The sequence below is a fragment of the Nocardia sp. NPDC127606 genome (assembly GCF_042671725.1).
Taxonomy (GTDB): Bacteria; Actinomycetota; Actinomycetes; order Mycobacteriales; family Mycobacteriaceae; genus Nocardia.
In genome coordinates, this window is the sequence record NZ_JBHXWQ010000002.1 from 475,769 (window position 1) to 493,043 (window position 17,275).

The 17,275-nt window shown below is 69.7% G+C and carries 15 protein-coding genes; 7 read left to right on the top strand and 8 right to left on the bottom strand.

The genetic code is table 11. The annotated features are described in order from the left end of the window. Positions 1-31 precede the first annotated feature (31 nt). From ACFVJ5_RS13060 to ACFVJ5_RS13070, 3 genes are all read left to right on the top strand, one after another. A complete protein-coding gene (locus tag ACFVJ5_RS13060) occupies positions 32-3,751 on the top strand; it encodes an amino acid adenylation domain-containing protein (RefSeq protein WP_379220170.1) in 3,720 nt (1,239 codons plus the stop codon). 81 nt (positions 3,752-3,832) lie between these two features. Further along, on the top strand, positions 3,833-4,696 hold the full coding sequence (locus tag ACFVJ5_RS13065; RefSeq protein ID WP_379220171.1) for an oxidoreductase: 864 nt from the start codon (positions 3,833-3,835) through the stop codon (positions 4,694-4,696). A gap of 87 nt (positions 4,697-4,783) precedes the next feature. Then, positions 4,784-5,254, top strand: a complete 471-nt coding sequence (locus tag ACFVJ5_RS13070; RefSeq protein ID WP_379220172.1) for a carboxymuconolactone decarboxylase family protein — start codon at positions 4,784-4,786, stop codon at positions 5,252-5,254. Here ACFVJ5_RS13070 and ACFVJ5_RS13075 read toward each other — a convergent pair whose 3' ends face one another. Then, positions 5,255-6,064, bottom strand: a complete 810-nt coding sequence (locus ACFVJ5_RS13075; protein WP_379220173.1) for an NAD(P)H-binding protein — start codon at positions 6,062-6,064, stop codon at positions 5,255-5,257. Positions 6,065-6,378: 314 nt separating this feature from the next. On the opposite strand from ACFVJ5_RS13075, the gene ACFVJ5_RS13080 reads away from it, so the two are divergent. Further along, positions 6,379-7,467, top strand: coding sequence for a 3-deoxy-7-phosphoheptulonate synthase (locus ACFVJ5_RS13080; RefSeq protein ID WP_379220174.1), 1,089 nt, complete (start codon positions 6,379-6,381; stop codon positions 7,465-7,467). A gap of 51 nt (positions 7,468-7,518) precedes the next feature. On the opposite strand, the gene ACFVJ5_RS13085 is transcribed toward ACFVJ5_RS13080, so the two are convergent. Next, positions 7,519-8,136, bottom strand: a complete 618-nt coding sequence (locus ACFVJ5_RS13085; protein WP_379220175.1) for a LysE family translocator — start codon at positions 8,134-8,136, stop codon at positions 7,519-7,521. 61 nt (positions 8,137-8,197) lie between these two features. On the opposite strand from ACFVJ5_RS13085, the gene ACFVJ5_RS13090 reads away from it, so the two are divergent. Then, positions 8,198-10,858, top strand: a complete 2,661-nt coding sequence (locus ACFVJ5_RS13090; RefSeq protein WP_379220176.1) for an ATP-dependent RNA helicase — start codon at positions 8,198-8,200, stop codon at positions 10,856-10,858. A gap of 134 nt (positions 10,859-10,992) precedes the next feature. On the opposite strand, the gene ACFVJ5_RS13095 is transcribed toward ACFVJ5_RS13090, so the two are convergent. From ACFVJ5_RS13095 to ACFVJ5_RS13105, 3 genes are read right to left on the bottom strand one after another with little or no spacing between them, the layout of a single operon-like run. Beyond that, a complete protein-coding gene (locus ACFVJ5_RS13095; RefSeq protein ID WP_379220177.1) occupies positions 10,993-11,523 on the bottom strand; it encodes an SAM-dependent methyltransferase in 531 nt (176 codons plus the stop codon). Next, complete coding sequence (locus ACFVJ5_RS13100; RefSeq protein WP_379220178.1) at positions 11,513-12,097, bottom strand: GNAT family N-acetyltransferase; 585 nt, start codon at positions 12,095-12,097, stop codon at positions 11,513-11,515. The genes ACFVJ5_RS13095 and ACFVJ5_RS13100 overlap by 11 nt, the downstream gene beginning before the upstream one ends. Before the next feature lie 42 nt (positions 12,098-12,139). Beyond that, a complete protein-coding gene (locus ACFVJ5_RS13105) occupies positions 12,140-12,976 on the bottom strand; it encodes an SMP-30/gluconolactonase/LRE family protein (RefSeq protein ID WP_379220179.1) in 837 nt (278 codons plus the stop codon). A gap of 117 nt (positions 12,977-13,093) precedes the next feature. On the opposite strand from ACFVJ5_RS13105, the gene sigJ reads away from it, so the two are divergent. Further along, positions 13,094-13,993, top strand: a complete 900-nt coding sequence (gene sigJ, locus ACFVJ5_RS13110; protein WP_379220180.1) for an RNA polymerase sigma factor SigJ — start codon at positions 13,094-13,096, stop codon at positions 13,991-13,993. A gap of 95 nt (positions 13,994-14,088) precedes the next feature. Here the strand turns inward: sigJ and ACFVJ5_RS13115 are convergent, their stop codons facing one another. Next, the gene (locus ACFVJ5_RS13115; protein WP_379220181.1) at positions 14,089-14,301 is read right to left on the bottom strand and encodes a hypothetical protein; all 213 of its coding nucleotides are present in this window, start codon (positions 14,299-14,301) and stop codon (positions 14,089-14,091) included. A gap of 173 nt (positions 14,302-14,474) precedes the next feature. Here ACFVJ5_RS13115 and ACFVJ5_RS13120 point away from each other — a divergent pair, with 173 nt between their 5' ends. Next, entirely contained in the window at positions 14,475-15,653 is a 1,179-nt protein-coding gene (locus tag ACFVJ5_RS13120) for a pyridoxal phosphate-dependent aminotransferase (protein ID WP_379220182.1), read from the top strand. Positions 15,654-15,683: 30 nt separating this feature from the next. On the opposite strand, the gene ACFVJ5_RS13125 is transcribed toward ACFVJ5_RS13120, so the two are convergent. Then, complete coding sequence (locus ACFVJ5_RS13125) at positions 15,684-16,280, bottom strand: trimeric intracellular cation channel family protein (RefSeq protein WP_379220634.1); 597 nt, start codon at positions 16,278-16,280, stop codon at positions 15,684-15,686. A gap of 212 nt (positions 16,281-16,492) precedes the next feature. Next, on the bottom strand, positions 16,493-17,137 hold the full coding sequence (locus ACFVJ5_RS13130) for a LysE family translocator (protein WP_379220183.1): 645 nt from the start codon (positions 17,135-17,137) through the stop codon (positions 16,493-16,495). Positions 17,138-17,275 lie beyond the last annotated feature (138 nt).

Here is a 17,275-nt window from a genome sequence, read left to right on the forward strand (position 1 = left end):
GGCTGGGCGGCGAGCAAGGAGTGATCGGCAGATGGAGACAGCACCCGCAGGCGGCGCCGGAATCGACCGCGCCGAGATCCGTGCCGCGATCGCCCGCCATCTCGACATCACCGCCGATGCCGTCGCCGAGGCGGACGACCTGATCCAGCTCGGCCTCGACTCCATCCGCACGATGAAGCTCGCGGGCGCCTGGCGCAAACGCGGCATCGCCGTGAACTTCGCCCTGCTGGCCGCCCACCCCACGGTCGACGCCTGGCACGCCCTCCTCAACGGGGCGGACCCCGAGGACCTCGCGGGAGGCGGCGGTGTGCCGGACGCCGTCGACTCGGCCGCCGGGGACGCCGCACGCGAGGTCGACGCGTCCGCGAGCGAACCCCTGATCGTTCCCGACGACGGCACGCCGTTCGCGCTCGCGCCCATGCAGCACGCCTACTGGATCGGGCGCTCCGACGCGCAGGAACTCGGCGGTGTCGCGGCGCATCTCTACGTCGAATTCGACGGTGCCGATGTGTATCCCGAGCGGCTCGAGCGGGCGGTCGAGCAACTGCTGTCGCGCCACCCCATGCTGCGCACCCGATTCCTGCCCGACGGCACCCAGCAGACTCTCGACCGGCCCGGTCGCGCGGTGTTCGGCGTGACCGATCTGCGGGAGGCCTCCGCCGACGAAGCCGAGCGGCGGCTGGCGCAGTTGCGCAGCGCGCGGACGCATCAGCGGATGGCGGTGGAGGACGGTCAGGTGATCGATATCGCGCTCACCCGCCTCGCCGACGGTCGCACCCGCCTGCACCTCGATGTCGACATGCTCGCCGCCGACGCGATGAGCTACCGCATCCTCATCACCGACCTCGCCCGGCTCTACCACGGCGAACAGCTTCCGCCGCAGGACTACACCTTCCGTCAGTACCTGGCCGAGCACGGGCAGGGCGCGAGCGCCATCGCCGACGAGCGGGCCCGTGACCGTGCCTGGTGGCAGGATCGCCTGAGCGAGCTGCCGGGTGCGCCGGAACTGCCACTGGCCCAGCACATCTCGGAACCCAACCGGACGATCCGTCTGCACCGCTGGCTCTCCCCGCAGTCCAAGGCGCAGGTCTTCGACGCCGCCCACGCCCGCGGCATCACCCCGGCGATGGCCCTGGCCTCGGTGTTCGCCGAAACCATCGGCGGCTGGTCGGCCCAGCGCCGCTTCCTGCTGAATCTGCCGCTGTTCCATCGTGAACCGGTGCACCCGCAGGTCGACGGTGTCGTCGGTGACTTCACCTCCTCGGTCCTGCTGGAAGTCGATGTCACCGCGCCCGCCACCGTCGCCGACCGTGCCCGCGCCCTGCAGCAACGCCTCCACGAAGCGGGCGCGCACTCCGCGTACTCGGGTCTGGAAGTCCTGCGCGACCTCGGCCGTCACCGCGGCGAACCGGTCCTGGCTCCCATCGTCTACACCAGCGCCCTCAACCTCGGCGAACTCTTCCCCGACACCGTCACCGATACCTTCGGCGACCCCGTCTGGATCATCTCCCAGGGCCCGCAGGTCCTCCTCGACGCCCAGATCACCGAGGTCCGCGGCGGTCTGCTGCTGAACTGGGACATTCGTGAATCCGCGTTCCCCGAGGGCGTGGTCGATGCCATGTTCGCCCGCTACATCGAAGCGATCGAACGTCTCGGCGGCCGGCCTTCCGAGCTCGCCGAGGCAGCGGAGTCGCGCGATGCGCAGCCGACAGCGGTCGAGCCCGCTCGGGCCGAGGAGATTTTGCCGGTGGTGCCCGCTGGCGCAGCCGCGGTTTCGGCCGGGCGCACTCGGTTCACCGGGGGAGCGGGGTGGCAGGCCGAGGCCGGTGTGCGAATTCCGGTGGAGCAGGCCGCTACTCGTGCGCGCGTGAACTCCACCGCGGGTCCGGTGAGCGGCGGGCTGCTGCACACCGGGTTCTTCGCGAACGCGGCGACGAATCCGTCCGCGCCCGCCGTGCTGTGGGAGCCGACCGGGCAGCTGACCTATGGCGAGCTGGCCCTCGACGCGCTGGCGGTGGCCGGCGCGTTGCGGGAAGCCGGTGTGACGCCCGGTGATTCGGTCGCGGTACAGCTTCCGAAGGGTCCCGACCAGATCGTCGCGGTGCTCGGTGTGCTCGCGGCGGGTGCGGTGTACGTGCCGATCGGGTTCGATCAGCCTGCCGCTCGTCGCGCCGAAATCCTCAGCACCGCAGACGCTGTCGCCGTGCTCACGATCGGCGGTACGCAGATTCCCGATGCCCGCGCGATCGACCTCGCCGAGGCTCGCGCGCACGCGGAACCGTTGGCGCGCCCCCTCTTCGGCGATCCGGAGAACATCGCCTACGTGCTGTTCACCTCCGGCTCCACCGGCAAGCCCAAGGGCGTCGAGGTGCCGCATCGCGCCGCGATGAACACCATCGACGACCTCAACGAGCGCTTCGACCTCGGCCCCGCCGACCGGGCGCTGGCCCTCTCGGCCCTCGAATTCGACCTCTCCGTCTACGACATCTTCGGCCTGCTCGCCGCCGGTGGTGCGGTGGTCACCGTCGACGACGCGCAGCGCACCGACCCCGCCGTCTGGGTCGAGCTCGTTCGCCGCCACCAGATTTCGCTGCTCAACTGCGTACCGAGCCTGCTCGACATGCTGCTCACCGCCGCGCCGGGGTCGTCGCAGCTCGCCGACCCGCGCGCCGAGCCCCTTGCCTCACTGCGCACGGTCATCCTCGGCGGTGACTGGGTTGACGTCGCCCTCCCCGCGCGTCTCGCCGCGGTGGCCCCGAACAGCCGTTTCGCCGGGCTCGGCGGCGCCACCGAAACCGCGATCCACTCCACCATCTGCGAGGTCGTCGACGCGCGGGTCCCCGTCGAATGGGCCGCCGTCCCCTACGGCACCCCGTTGCGCAACGTGCAGTGCCGCGTCGTCGGCCCGGCGGGCAACGACTGCCCCGATTGGGTCAGCGGCGAGCTGTGGATCGGTGGGGACGGTGTGGCCACCGGGTATCGCGGCGACCCGGAACGTACCGCCGACCGCTTCGTCACCCACGAGGGTCTGCGCTGGTACCGCACCGGCGACCTGGCCCGCTACCTGCCCGACGGCGGCCTGGAATTCCTCGGCCGCGCCGACCACCAGGTCAAGATCCGGGGCTACCGGGTGGAACTGGGTGAGGTGGAGAGCGCACTGCGCGCCGTGCCCGGTGTTCGCCACGCGGTCGCCGCGGTGGTCGGAACGGCCGCGCCGAAACTGGTCGCGCTGGTGGTGCCGACCCCGGGCACGGTCCTCGAGGTCGACACGGTGCTCGCCGCGACCGCCGAGCTGGTCCCGGTCTACATGGTGCCCACCCGGCTCGAACTGCTGGCCGAACTGCCGCTCACCTCGAACGCCAAGCCGGACCGCAAGGCCATCCGCGCGGTTCTCGACAAGGGCGAGGGCACCGAGGAATTCGTCGCGCCGCGCACCGATCTCGAGCGCGCGCTCGTCGCGGTGATCGCCGAGGTGCTGGTCACCGAGCAGATCGGTGTCACCGACGACTTCTTCGCCCTGGGCGGCGACTCGGTGCTCGCCACCACCGCGGTGGCCCGCATCCGCGAATGGCTCGATGCCCCCGACACCATCGTCGCCGACCTGTTCACCGCCCGCACCATCGAAGGTCTCGCGGCACGAATGTTGCGGCGGGAAGCGGAATCCGGTGACACCGGCAGGCTGGACGCGGTCGCCGGCATGTATCTGGAAGTCGCCGCGATGACCGACGCCGAGATCCTCGCGCAGTCCTGATGGCGACACGTGACGCTGGGCGAACCCCGCACCGGCCCTTGCCGATTCGCGCATTTCCCCAGCGTCGTTAGACTTTCACCAGTGAGCAAGTGGACTACCGCGAACCTGCCGGAGCAGACCGGCCGCACGATCATCGTCACCGGTGCCAACAGCGGTCTGGGCGCCGCCACCGCCCGGGCGCTGTCCGAGGCGGGTGCGCGCGTGATCCTGGCCTGTCGCGACACCGCCAAGGCCGAGCGGGTGGCCGCGGGGCTGCGCGGTGCGACCGAAGTCCGTGAACTCGACCTGGCGAACCTGAACTCGGTGCGCGCCTTCGCCGATTCGATCCAGCGCGTGGACGTGCTGATCAACAATGCCGGTGTCATGGCGTTGCCGCTGCGTCGTACGGCCGACGGTTTCGAAATGCAGTTCGGCACCAACCATCTCGGCCACTTCGCGCTCACCAACCTGTTGCTCGACCGCGTCACCGATCGCGTGGTGACGGTGTCGAGCGTCGCGCACCGCATCGGCAAGATCGATCTGGCCGACCCCAACTGGGAGCAGCGCCGCTACGACCGCTGGCTCGCCTACGGCCAGTCCAAGCTGGCCAACCTGATGTTCGCCTACGAACTCCAGCGTCGCCTGGCGGGTGAGGGCGCCGCGGTGATCTCGGTGGCCGCGCATCCCGGTTACGCCGCGACCGAACTCATGTCGCACACCGAGTCCATCCAGGACGCGATCATGTGGCTGGGCAACCGCACGCTCGCCCCCACCGCCGAAGAGGGTGCGCTGCCCACGCTGTTCGCCGCCACCGCCGACGTGGTGCCCGGCGCGTTCTACGGCCCCGACGGTTTCCTCGGGCTGCGCGGCAACCCCGCCCGCGCGGGCAGTGCGCGCTCGGCGAAGGATCGCAAGGTCGCGGCCGAATTGTGGGAGCTCTCCGAGAAGCTCTGCGGCCTGATCTGATTCGGTGATCGGCGTCACATGCGCTGATGTCACACCGCGAACGGCTGCCTCGTCGTCTCTGTGAACCCCCACGACGAAGGAGTCATCATGGAAGCGCGCTTCAACCTCTACGGCAACGCCATCACCGCGAGCTTCAGCAAGCGAATGGTCATGGCGGGCAAGGTCATCGACGATTCACCGCTGCCCAAGGCCACCTATGAACTGGTGAAGATCCGGGCTTCGCAGATCAACGGCTGCAGCTTCTGCGTCGACATGCACACCAAGGACGCCGCCCACGCGGGCGAAACCGCGGTGCGGATCAACCTGGTCGCCGCCTGGCGGGAGGCCAACGTCTTCACCGAGGCGGAGCGGGCCGCCCTCGCCCTCACCGAGGAAGCGACCCGCACCGCCGACGGCGGTCACGTCTCCGACGACACCTTCGACCAGGTGCGCAAGCACTACGACGACGACCAGATCGCGGGCCTGATCGCCGCCATCGCGATGATCAACGCCTGGAACCGGCTCAACGCCATCGCCCACACCCCGGCCGGTGACTACGTCCCCGGTCAGTGGAGCTGATCAACCGAACAGGTGCCCGTGCTCGGCCGCCCACTGCGCGAAGGTGCGCGCGGGTCGGCCGAGCACCTGTTCCACCGTCGGGTCGACCGTGTACGACTCGGGACTCGACTCGGCGTACCAGCCGATCACGTAGTCGGCGTCGGCCTTCGAGACACCCGTCGCGATCAGCCTGTCGACCGCTTCCTGGTGGGTGATCGTGGCGAAGGTGATCTCGCGGCCCGCCGCCTGCCCCAGCATCGCCAGCCGCTCCGGCGGTGTGAGCGCCTGTGGACCGGTGAGGTTGTACGCGCGGCCCGCGTGCCCGTCTTCCAGTAGCGCGACGGCGGCCACCGCGCCGATATCGGCCTCGTGCACCAGCGCGCTCGGATGGGCGTACGGCTCCCGCACGACGCCGTCGGCCCGGATCGTCGCGAGCCAGGTCAGCGTGTTCGACATGAACTCCTGCGGCTCGAGCCGCGTCCACTCCACGCCGGACTCCGCGATCGCCTGCTCGACCGGGCCGACCCCGCCACCCCAGACGACGCTGATGCGCCGCACGCCCGCGTCGACCGCCTGACCGATCAGCTCGGCGCCCACGTCGGCGAGCCCATCGGTCACCGTCACATGCAACCGCTCGACGCCGTGCCACGCATCGTCGAGCGTCGACGGCGCGGTGTGGGTCCCGGTGAACAGTTCCACCGCCGGGCCGAGGAGCGCGCGGGCGGCGTCGGCATCGCGGGTCACCGCCCTGACCTTCTCGCCACGGCCGACGAGTTCGCGTACCACCTGGCGGCCGGTGTTGCCGGTCGCGCCCGTAACAAGTGTTGTCACAGTCGTTTTCCTTTCCTCGACCCCCGACGCTAGAAGCTCGAGCAAGGTAGAGGTCAAGGACTTTCGCGTCGGTTCCGCGGAGGGGCGCGATGTGACGGTCCACACTTCGGGCAACCATGGCTCACCTTTCGGCGTTTTACCGGTGGTACAGTCCACGGCATGCAGCGCGCATATTTCTGGTTTAGCTATCCGGCCCTGGGTGGGCCGGTCTGCGACCCTGCGCGCTGACTTCCTCCACCTCGAGCCGGATAACGCCCGGCTCGACGGTAGCGATTTCCGTGGGTCGGCCTCCTAACGCAAAGGACCCACATCTCATGACCACCGCAGCCGATGTCGACTCGCGGCATTCTGACCTCGACGACCAGCGCACCCTCAGCGTGAGCCCTCTGCGCTCGCCCGCCGAGGTCCGCATGGTTCACCAGATCACCGACGCGCTCGCCGACACCGTGCGTTCGGGCCGCAAGGCCACCGTCGACGTGCTCAACGGCGACGACGACCGCCTCATGGTGATCGTCGGCCCGTGTTCGGTGCACGACCCCGCCGCCGCGCTGGAATACGCCCGCAAGCTGGCCGAGAAGGCCGCCGAGCTGAGCGACCGGCTGCACATCGTGATGCGCGTGTACTTCGAGAAGCCGCGCACCACGCTGGGCTGGAAGGGTCTGATCAACGATCCGCACCTGGACGGCTCGTTCGACGTGAACACCGGCCTCGGCATCGGCCGCAAGGTGCTCGTCGACATCACCGCCCTCGGCCTGCCGGTCGCGTGCGAGTTCCTCGACCCGATCACCCCGCAGTACATCGCCGACCTGGTCTCCTACGGCGCGATCGGTGCCCGCACCGCCGCCAGCCAGGTGCACCGGCAGCTGTCCTCGGCGCTGTCGATGCCGGTCGGCATCAAGAACGGCACCGACGGTGACGTGCAGGTCGCGGTCGACGGTGTGCGCGCCGCCGCCGCCAGCCATGTCTTCCCCGGCACCGACCTCGACGGCCGCTCCGCGCTGATCCGCACCTCGGGCAACCCCGACTGCCACGTCATCCTGCGCGGCGGCAGCAACGGCACCAACTTCGACGCCGCGTCCTGCGCCGAGGCCAAGCTGCGCCTGGAGAAGTCGTCGCTGGCCCAGCGCCTGGTCGTCGACGCCAGCCACGGCAACAGCAACAAGGACCACAACAAGCAGGTCGACGTCGTCACCGACATCGCCGACCGGATCGCCGCCGGCGAGCAGGGCGTGGTCGGCGTGATGCTGGAGTCGTTCCTCGTCGCGGGCCGCCAGGACCTGACCCTCGGCAAGGCCGACGACCTGACCTACGGCCAGTCCATCACCGACGCGTGCATCGACTGGAACACCACCGCCACCCAGCTCGACCGTTTGGCCGACGCGGTGGCCACCCGCCGCGGGTAACACCTCGATCGACAGTGCGGGCCTCGGATTCCGGGGCCCGCACTGCTGTGTCTACTGGTTCTGTACCGCGAGGCGTCCCGCGAGGGCGACGAAGGAGACGCCGAACACCCGCCGCATCCACCGGACCACCACCGGCCGCGACAGCACATAGGTGCGCATCGCTGCGGCGACTGCCCCGTAGCCCGCGAACACCACGAACGTGGCCAGCATGAACAGCCCGCTGAGCTCGAGCATGCGGCCCAGCGCGTTCGGTGCGCCGGTCGGCACGAACTGCGGCAGGAACGCGAAGAAGAAGATCGTCAGCTTCGGGTTCAGGATATTGAGCAACACCGCCGAGGTGACGACCTGCCGCGCCGAGGGTCGCACCGCGACGCGCTCCTCCGGAATCGCCAGTGCGCCCTTGTCCCGCAACGTATTCCACGCCATGTACAGCAGATACGCGACACCCAGGTACTTCAATGTCTGGAACGCGACCGCGCTGGTGTTCAACAGTGCGGCCAGGCCCGTGACCGCCGCGATCATGTGCGGAACGATCCCCAACGTGCACCCGAAGGCGGCGATCACACTCGCCCTCGTCCCTCGGGAAAGCCCCGCCGCCAGGGTGAACAGAACGCCGGTACCCGGCGTGGCGACGATGACAAGCGTGGTCAACGCGAACTCGATGCTCATCTCCCGCAGGGTAACCAGCGATCGCGGATCGGGAAATACCTTTCCGGCAGACTGGTCGGTGATGAAGCTTCCCGAACTGCCTGACCTTCCGGTGCGACCGGCGCTGGACCGGATCACTTCGACGCTGGCCGAGCGCGGTGTCGCGGTGCTGGTCGCGCCGCCGGGCACCGGCAAGACCACGTTGGTGCCGTTGGCGCTGGCGGCCGGGTCGGCGGGGCGGATCGTGGTGGCCGAGCCGCGGCGGTTGGCGGCGCGGGCGGCGGCGGCGCGGATGGCGGCATTGCTGGGGGAGCGGGTGGGGGAGACCGTGGGGTACGCGGTCCGCGGGGATCGGAAGGTCGGCGCGCGGACGCGGATCGAAGTGGTGACCTCGGGGTTGTTGGTGCGACGGTTGCAGAGCGATCCGGAGTTGGCGGGGGTCGGCACGGTGGTGCTCGACGAATGTCACGAGCGGCATCTGGACGCTGATCTGCTGTTGGCGCTGTTGCTCGACGCGCGGTCGGGGTTGCGACCGGATCTGCGGGTGCTGGCAACGTCGGCGACGGTGGCCGCGGATCGTCTGGCACAGCTGCTCGGCACCGGGGAGACCGGGCCCGGAAGTGCGCGTGCCCCGGTTCTGGAAGTACACGGGCGGACCTATCCGGTCGAGGTCGACTACCTGCCCGCCCTGCCCCGCGAGCGGATCGAAGCGCAGGTCGCGCGGGCTACCCGCACGGCGCTGGCCACCATCGACGGTGATGTGCTCGTCTTCCTGCCCGGTGTCGGCGAGATCAACCGGACGGCGGGGCTCTTGCGCGATCTCGACGGGGTCGACGTGGTCCCGCTGCACGGCAGACTCGCGGGCGCGGCCCAAGACCTCGCACTCCGGCCGGGATCGCGGCGGCGAGTCGTGTTGTCCACTGCCGTAGCCGAATCCAGCCTGACCGTTCCCGGCGTGCGCGCTGTCGTCGACTCCGGCCTGTCCCGTGTCTCCCGTGTCGATCACCGGCGCGGACTCTCCGGCCTTGCGACAGTGCGTGTTTCGGCTGCCGTGGCCGAACAGCGAACGGGCCGCGCGGGCCGCGAAGCACCCGGCCACGCGTGGCGGTGCTGGCCCGAATACGAACACCAAACCCTGCCCGCCTATCCCGAACCCGAGATCCGCACCGCCGAACTCACCCGCCTCGCGCTGGAATTGGCCTGCTGGGGCACCCCCGACGGCACCGGCCTCGCCTGGTGGGACGCCCCGCCCGAAGGTGGCCTCGCGGCCGCCCGCACCGTCCTGCGCGCCCTCGGCGCCCTCGACGATGCCGACCACATCACCCCGCGCGGCAAGGCCATGGCCGACCTGGGCCTTCACCCCCGCCTCGCCCGCGCGCTCCTCGACGGCGCCGCCCGCGTCGGTGCGAAAGCCGCCGCGGAAATGGTCGTCCTGATGGACGACGACTCCCTCGCCGGCACCGCCGACGCGGCGGCAGCCTTGCGTACCCTTCGCATCGAACGCCCACCCCGCTGGACCCGCGAAGTCCAGCGCCTGACACGACTCATCACGAACACGTCATCGGGCGACGAGCCCGGCCAACCGGTTGCCGGCGGCACACCGGCTGACGTCTCGCGGGGGGCGGGTCGGCGTGCGGGGTCGAGCTCCGGCGGGCCGCGGGTCGATGTCTCGTCAGGTGGGTCGAACTCGGGCGCGGTGGCCGGTCGGCCGGGTGATGGTGTCGCCGGTGATGTCAGGAACGACAGTGGCGGCTCCGGAACGGATGTCGCGGCGCTGTTGATCGCGCTGGCGCAGCCGGAGCGGTTGGCTCGGCGTCGGGCGAGCGGGGCGTCCACCTATCTCATGGCGGGCGGCACCGCGATGACGCTGCCGCCGGGGTCGGGACTGGCGGCGGCGGAGTGGCTCGCGGTGGCGGTCGCCGATCGTGATCCGGGGCGGGCCGAGGGGCGAATTCGGTTGGCGGCCGTCGCCGATGAGGATCTCGCTCGGGAAGCCGCGCCGGGGTTGGTGGTCGTGGCCGATGAGGTGCGGTGGGACGGCGGTGATGTGGTGGCTCGGCGGGTGGAGCGATTGGGCGCGATCATCCTGTCGGAGAAGCCGTTACGTCAGCCTCCGAAGGCGCTGGTGGAACAGGCTGTGCGGCAAGGACTTCAGTCGGAAGGGGTGAGCCTGCTGCGCTGGAGCGATGACGCGCGGAGCCTGCGTCACCGTCTCGGCTTCCTGCATCGCACCCTCGGCGCGCCATGGCCCGCCGTCGACGACGACGCACTCCTCGCCGACCTCGACACCTGGCTCGGCCCCGAACTGTCCACCGCCCGCCGCCGTTCCGACCTCGCCCGCGTCGACGCGGGCACCGCGCTGCGCCGCCTGCTCCCGTGGCCCGCCGCCGCGCGCCTGGACGAACTGGCCCCCGAACGCCTGGAAGTCCCCTCCGGCAGCCGCGTCCGCCTCGACTACTCCGCCGATCAGCCGATCCTCGCCGTCAAGGTCCAGGAGGTCTTCGGCTGGACCGACCCGCCCACCCTCGCCGACGGCCGCGCCCGGATCCTGCTGCACCTGCTGTCCCCGGCTCAGCGCCCCGTCGCCGTCACCGCCGACCTGGCCTCCTTCTGGAAGAACGGCTGGCCCCAGGTCCGCGCCGACCTACGCGGCCGCTACCCCAAACACGCCTGGCCCGAAGACCCCACCACGATCTCCGCGCACCGGGGAACGGCCCGACGAGCCACCAACCGCCCGACCTGACCGTTCACCGCAGGGTTTCGCCGACGCCGAACGCGCGCGACGCGAGTGCACGAGGGCTCCTTCGCCGCAGGGCGATCGATCATGGCGCAAGCATTCCCCCGGTGGGGTTTCCGTGAGTGGAGCCAACTCGATCGTCAGTGCAGTGGTGTAGCTCGGGCGGCCAGGAGGGTGTCGGTGGTGACCGTTGTGCACCGGTAGCCGGCGGCGGCGAAGCGTTCGGTGAGTTTCCCGGTGGGCGGGGTGGGGCTGTGGGGAGTGCCGTAGCCGTAGCAGAGCCAGATGCGGCCGGTGGGGGCGAGGCATGCGCGGATCGTCGACCAGGCGGCGGTGGCGGGGCCGGTCCAGAACAGGTTGACGTTGACGGCGAAGATCAGATCGAATCGCCGGCCGGGGTCCAGTCGGTCCAGTAGCCGGTCGGCCCTGACCTTTCCGATCTCACCGTCGACCAGGCGGACCCGCCCGGCCGCGATCTCCGTGGCGCAGCGGCGCTCGGCCTGCGCGAGCGCGGTCGCCGAGCGGTCGACGCCGACGATCCGTCCGCTTCCCAGCCGGGCCGCGATCCGCGTCAGCGAGGCGCCGGAACCGGGCCCCACCTCGAGCACGTGCTCGCCGGCCCGCACGCCCATGGTGTCGGCGAACCAGTCGAACCGCGCGTCATCGGCCATCGGCACCGACCTCGGTCGGCCACCCGTCGACCGGCACGGCGGGGTCGGTGGGCAGGCGCGCCGCGACCCATTCGTCGACTCGCGCTCCGCGCTGCACCCCGCCCGATCGCGCCAGACCCTCGTAGTGGAAGCCGTTGCGGCGGACGGTGGCGGCCGAGGCGATGTTGCCCACGATCGCGCGCCACATGATCCGGTCGAGGGCGAGACCGTCGGCGGCGAAACCGAAGTCGCAGACCAGGTTGATCGTCCGCGACATCAGCCCGCGCCCACGGTGCGCGGGGGTGAGCCAGAAGCCGATCTCACAGGCGCCGGGCCCGCGCGTATGCAGGCCGACCATGCCTTCGACCCGGCCGTCCCCGGCGGTGCGGATCGCCCAGACCGGCGCGTTGTCCGCCCAGCCGGGGGCCACGACCCGGTCGAGGAATTCCTCGGTGTCGCAGCGGTGGTACGGGACGGGGACCGTGGTCCAGCGCTGCACATCGGGGTCCTGACAGCACTCGACGATGCGGTCGATATCGGCCCCGGTCGGGCGGGTGAGCCAGACGGTGCCGTCGGTGAGCGTGTGCTCGTACATCCGGCCATCCTGACAGTCGAGGCCGAAATTCTCGCCGGATTTTCACGGCCTGCCCGCGCCGGGCGCGGGGGCGGGAAAGACGACTACCTGTCCGGTGGGGCCGGTCGCTTCGGCATCACCCCAGCTCTGCCCGACGACGTACAACCGAGGATCTCCGTCGCGACTGAGCGTGCACGAGAACGCACCGCGGTCGAGCCGGACCCGCGCCGACACCTCGCCGCCTTCCCGAACCCGCACACAGTGCTGATTGCCCACATCCGCGTACCAGACCGCACCCTCGGCATCGAGACAGATCCCGTCGGGGTGATCGCCCGGAGTCGCCGCCCACACCCGGCGATCGCGCAGCCCTCCGTCGGCCGCGATGGCGTAGGCGGTGAGCTGATTCGCGTACGACTCGGCCACGATCAGCGTCGCGCCGTCCGGGGTGATCGCCATGCCGTTGGGAAAGGCGAGCCCGTCGGCGACCTGACGCACCTCACCGGCAGGCGTGATGCGCGCGATGAAGCCGGGCACGAACTCCCCACCGGGGAAGTCGAAGCCGATGTTGTCGACGTAGGCGTTGCCCCGATCGTCGATGACGATGTCGTTCCACGGCTTGTCCGATACCGGTGAGAGATCGGCGTAGGCCACCAGCGATCCGTCGGGGTCGCGGCGCAGGAGCCTGCGCGTCGCGGAGTCGACGATCACCAATCGCCCGTCGGGGAGAAAGTCGATGCACATCGGAAACGACGGGATCTGGGCGACGACCTCGGGTCGACGATCCTCGTCGAGGACGATCACCTGGTTCGCGCCCCAGTCCGAGAACCACAGCCGACCGTCGTGCCAGCGTGGTGACTCGCCGAACACGATTCCCTCCAGCACAACCTCGGGTGTAGTCACGCAGCGCCGTCCTTCGCGTAGGCAGTAGTAGTTGTACAGACGACATGACGTGCGCAGAATCACCGGAGCCGACCCGTGGGGCGGAGCGCGAGTGGGTACTCCGTAGGATCTGATTCGATGGTTTCCCCGTTTCTCGCCGACCTGTTCGAATCGCATCGAACGCACTTGCTTTCGGTCGCCTACCGGCTCACCGGAAGCGTCGGCGACGCCGAGGACGCGGTGCAGGAGAGCTGGCTGCGGATGGCGGGCGTGCACCAGTCCGAGATCGATGATCTGCGCGCCTGGCTGACGACCGTGGTCAGCCGAATCTGCCTCGACCACTTGCGAAGCGCCGCCGTGCGCCGCGAAACCTATGTGGGGCAGTGGCTTCCGGAACCGATCGTCTCGGCGTTCTCGTCATCGCGCACACCCGATCCCTTGGACGTGGTGGTGCGCGACCAGGACAGCCGGATGGCGGCGATGGTGGTGCTCGACGCGTTGACGCCGCAGCAGCGGGTGGCGCTGGTGCTCCACGAGGGATTGGGCGTGCCCTTCGACGAGATCGCCGAGATCCTCGGCGTCTCCGCCGATGCCGCGAGACAGTTGGCGGTCCGCGCACGCCGGGCGGTGGCCAAGGCGCCGGAACCGGTCGCCGATGATGTGCACGATCAGGCGGTGCAGCGGTTCCTCGCCGCACTGGCCACCGGTGATGTCGCCGCGGTGGCCGCGACGCTGCATCCGGACACGACGTTCACGGCGGATGCCGGTGGCACCACCAAGACGGCCCTGAATGTTGTTGCCGGACAAGAGAAGGTCGCCCGCTTGGCGCTCGGTCTCTGGCGCAGGCATCAGGAAGAACCCGGCCTGGAATTGGGCGCGGCCACGGTGAACGGGCAATCGGGGCTGGTGCTCACCGATCCCAACTCCCCGTTCGGGCGACCGGTGCGGGTGCTCGCGTTCTCGGTGCGAGACGGAAAGATCTGGGCGGCTTACGATTTCGCCAACGTGACGAAACTGTCCGGCGCCCGCCTCCGCTGACCTCGCAGCACCGTCGAGGCCTGCGAGATCAGCGGTTACTTCTCAGCACTGAGCTGATCGGCGTAGCGATGCGGACTGGCGTGCATCGCTGACTGCTACGGGTAAGTGGAGCCCCAGTTGTGATCGCCGGTCGACGATCCGAGGTTGAAGTCCCCCGTTGAGGAACCCATGTTGTTGTTCGGCGTCGCCGAACCGGTGAACCAGTCGACGATCGGACTGGCGACGTGATCGTGGATGAACCGCAGCGCCGAACCGGCTACCTCCGACGCAGCCGGTTGCAGGATGAAGTCGAGCAGAGGTGAGGCCATGTGAGCCCCTTTCGATATACCACCACGCAGTGGTGTGTGAGGTAGAACACGGCGAGGCTAGCTGAGGTTGGGGAAACGCACAATAGCGCAGGTCAACGCAGGAAAACGTTTGTGAAACATGTGTGTTCGCTATCGCTGGGCAACGTCGGCGAATAGTGGGATACGCTGCGGAGATGCCGCCTGTGCCGCCTACCGTCGCCCGCCTGCGCCCCTTCGGATCGACCATCTTCGCCGAGATGACCGAACTGGCCGTCCGCCACGACGCGGTGAATCTGGGCCAAGGCTTTCCCGATACCGACGGACCCGCCGGCATGCTCGAGGTGGCGCGCGCGGCCATCGCCGACGGGCTCAATCAGTACCCGCCCGGCCGCGGGATGCCGGTGCTGCGTCAGGCGATCGCCGATGACCGCGCCCGCCGCTACGGCACCGCCTACGACCCGGCCACCGAAATTCTGGTGACCGTCGGCGCGACCGAGGCCATCAGCGCCGCCGTACTCGGTCTGGTGGAGCCCGGCCAGGAGGTGGTGCTGATCGAGCCGTACTACGACTCCTACGCCGCCGCGATCGCCCTCGCCGGCGCACAGCGACGAACGGCGCGCCTGGTGCCCGACGGTGACCGATTCGTGCTCGACTTGGACAGTTTGCGCGCCGCGATCACACCGAAAACCCGCATGCTGATGGTTAATTCGCCGCACAACCCCACCGGCGCCGTGCTCGACCGCGCCGACCTCACCGCGATCGCCGCGTTGGCTGTCGAACACGATCTGATCGTGCTGACCGACGAGGTGTACGAGCATCTCGTCTACGACGGCACCGAGCACATCAGCATCTCCACGCTGCCCGGGATGCGTGAGCGCACCGTTGTGGTGTCCAGCGCGGCGAAGACGTTCAATGTCACCGGGTGGAAGATCGGGTGGGCCTGTGCGCCCGCGCCGCTGCTCGACGGTGTGCTCACGGCCAAACAGTTCCTCACCTTTGTCGGCGGCGGGCCGTTCCAGCCTGCTGTCGCGCAGGCGATCAATGCGGAGCTGGACTGGGTACACGCCCAGCGGGACAGTCTGGCCGACAAGCGAACGCGGCTCTCGGCGGCGTTGCGCGACACCGGTTTCACCGTCTCGGCCAGCGATGGCGGCTACTTCGTCTGCGCCGACATCCGACCGCTCGGCGCGCAGGACGGACTGTCGTTCTGCCGTGAACTCCCGGCGCGACTCGGGGTTGCCGCTGTGCCGGTCAGTGTCTTCGCCGATCATCCCGCCGACTGGAAACACCTGGTGCGCTTCACCTTCAGCAAGCGCGACGAGACGATCGACGAAGGGGTACGTCGGCTTCGGGCCGGAATGATGGTGCGCTGACAGCTGATTCGCGCTGGATCGCCGTGCTGGTCAGTCGCGGGCGTGGCGGGCCAGCGGCGCGTGCCACTGGTAGCGGCGGGCGAGCAGGCGAAAACCCACCGCCCCCGCGGCGGCGAGTAGTCCCGTCCACGCCTGGTACAGGTCGAACGAGAGCAGCGCGGCGGTCGCGGCCGCGCCGAACAGCGCCGGGATCGCGTAGAGGTCCTGGTCCGGGCGTAGGACGGTGGGCACCTCGCCACTGAGCACATCGCGGATCACCCCGCCGCCGATGGCGGTCGTCATGCCGAGCAGGGCGGCGGTGGGTGCGCCTAGCCCGGCCGAGTCGGCGATCACGGTCCCGGTGACGCAGAACAGCCCGAGCCCGATCGCGTCGGCGATTTCGAGCGGTCCCTTGGTGAGCCGGCGCGATGGCGCGATGAAGTACAGGACCAGCGCGGTCACTATCGACGCGGACAGATAGGTCAGGTCGGTGAACGCGGCCGGGGGAGTCCGCCCGATCAGCAGGTCACGCACGATGCCGCCGCCGAGCGCGGTCGCACACGCCAGCACCACCATCCCGAACAGATCGAGTCGCTTGCGCACCGCGACCAGCGCCCCCGACGCGGCGAAGGAGATGACCCCCATCATCTCGCCGCCCCGATGCACCGCGTTCACGGCCGAGTCCAGCTCGCTGACCGAAGGCCCGGCCAAGGCCGCCACCAGCACACCTACGCTCACCACGCAATCCTTCCGCCTCGCTGCTCCGAAGCAGCGTGACACGCAGGCGCGCGGCGACGGCGACCGGCCCACGCGCTGGTGGAGATCCGATTCCGGGTGGGGATGCGACGGCGGCAAGCACCTCAGGTGGGGGTGGGGCGGGCCTTGTCGGTGGCGAGCAGGACGGCGATGGTGCCGAGCGCGGTGCCCATGAGGTAGCGCTGGGTGCGCAGCCACAGTGGGCGCGCGGCGAGGAAGGTGGCCAGGCCCGCGGCGCCGAGGACGATCATGGCGTTGACGGTGAGAGCGACCGTGATCTGGATGGCTCCCAGCGACAGACTCTGCAACCAGAGAGCGCCGCGAGCGGGGTCGACGAACTGGGGGATCAGCGCCATGTACATGATCGCGATCTTCGGATTGAGCAGGTTGGTGGCCAACCCCATCGTGAACAGGCGCCGTGCGGGGTCGTGCGGCAGGTCGGCGGGCGCGAACACCGACACCCCACCCGGCCGGATCGCCTGCCAGGCCAGCCACAGCAGATACGCCGCCCCCGCCAGCTTCACCGTCAGATACAACCCGGGAACAACGGCGAACACCGCCGTGATCCCCGCCGCGGCCGCCATCAGGTAGACACCGAAGCCCGCCGCGACCCCCATCAGCGAGATCATCCCCGCCCGACGCCCCTGCGCGACGGTGCGCGAGACCAGATACATCATGTTCGGCCCCGGCGTCAGCACCATGCCGAGCGCCGCCGCCGCCACCCCGAGAACCGCCGTTGTCTGAAGCATGCACCGAGTTTGCCCCGGTCAGGAACGCCTTGTCGCGGTCCAGTCGACACCTGCTGGACCGGCCGGCCATCGCTGTCCTTGTTCGTCCGCCCAGGTCATGTCGGTCCTGGTCCGTACAATCGACAAAAGCCACGTTTC

Coding starts and splice junctions, on each gene's coding strand:
- ACFVJ5_RS13060 (WP_379220170.1), top strand. CDS start 32: ATGGAGACAGCACCCGCAGGCGGCGCCGGAATCGACCGCGCCGAGATC.
- ACFVJ5_RS13070 (WP_379220172.1), top strand. CDS start 4,784: ATGGAAGCGCGCTTCAACCTCTACGGCAACGCCATCACCGCGAGCTTC.
- ACFVJ5_RS13080 (WP_379220174.1), top strand. CDS start 6,379: ATGACCACCGCAGCCGATGTCGACTCGCGGCATTCTGACCTCGACGAC.
- ACFVJ5_RS13085 (WP_379220175.1), bottom strand. CDS start 8,136: ATGAGCATCGAGTTCGCGTTGACCACGCTTGTCATCGTCGCCACGCCG.
- ACFVJ5_RS13090 (WP_379220176.1), top strand. CDS start 8,198: ATGAAGCTTCCCGAACTGCCTGACCTTCCGGTGCGACCGGCGCTGGAC.
- ACFVJ5_RS13095 (WP_379220177.1), bottom strand. CDS start 11,523: ATGGCCGATGACGCGCGGTTCGACTGGTTCGCCGACACCATGGGCGTG.
- ACFVJ5_RS13100 (WP_379220178.1), bottom strand. CDS start 12,097: ATGTACGAGCACACGCTCACCGACGGCACCGTCTGGCTCACCCGCCCG.
- sigJ (WP_379220180.1), top strand. CDS start 13,094: ATGGTTTCCCCGTTTCTCGCCGACCTGTTCGAATCGCATCGAACGCAC.
- ACFVJ5_RS13115 (WP_379220181.1), bottom strand. CDS start 14,301: ATGGCCTCACCTCTGCTCGACTTCATCCTGCAACCGGCTGCGTCGGAG.
- ACFVJ5_RS13120 (WP_379220182.1), top strand. CDS start 14,475: ATGCCGCCTGTGCCGCCTACCGTCGCCCGCCTGCGCCCCTTCGGATCG.
- ACFVJ5_RS13125 (WP_379220634.1), bottom strand. CDS start 16,280: ATGATGGGGGTCATCTCCTTCGCCGCGTCGGGGGCGCTGGTCGCGGTG.
- ACFVJ5_RS13130 (WP_379220183.1), bottom strand. CDS start 17,137: ATGCTTCAGACAACGGCGGTTCTCGGGGTGGCGGCGGCGGCGCTCGGC.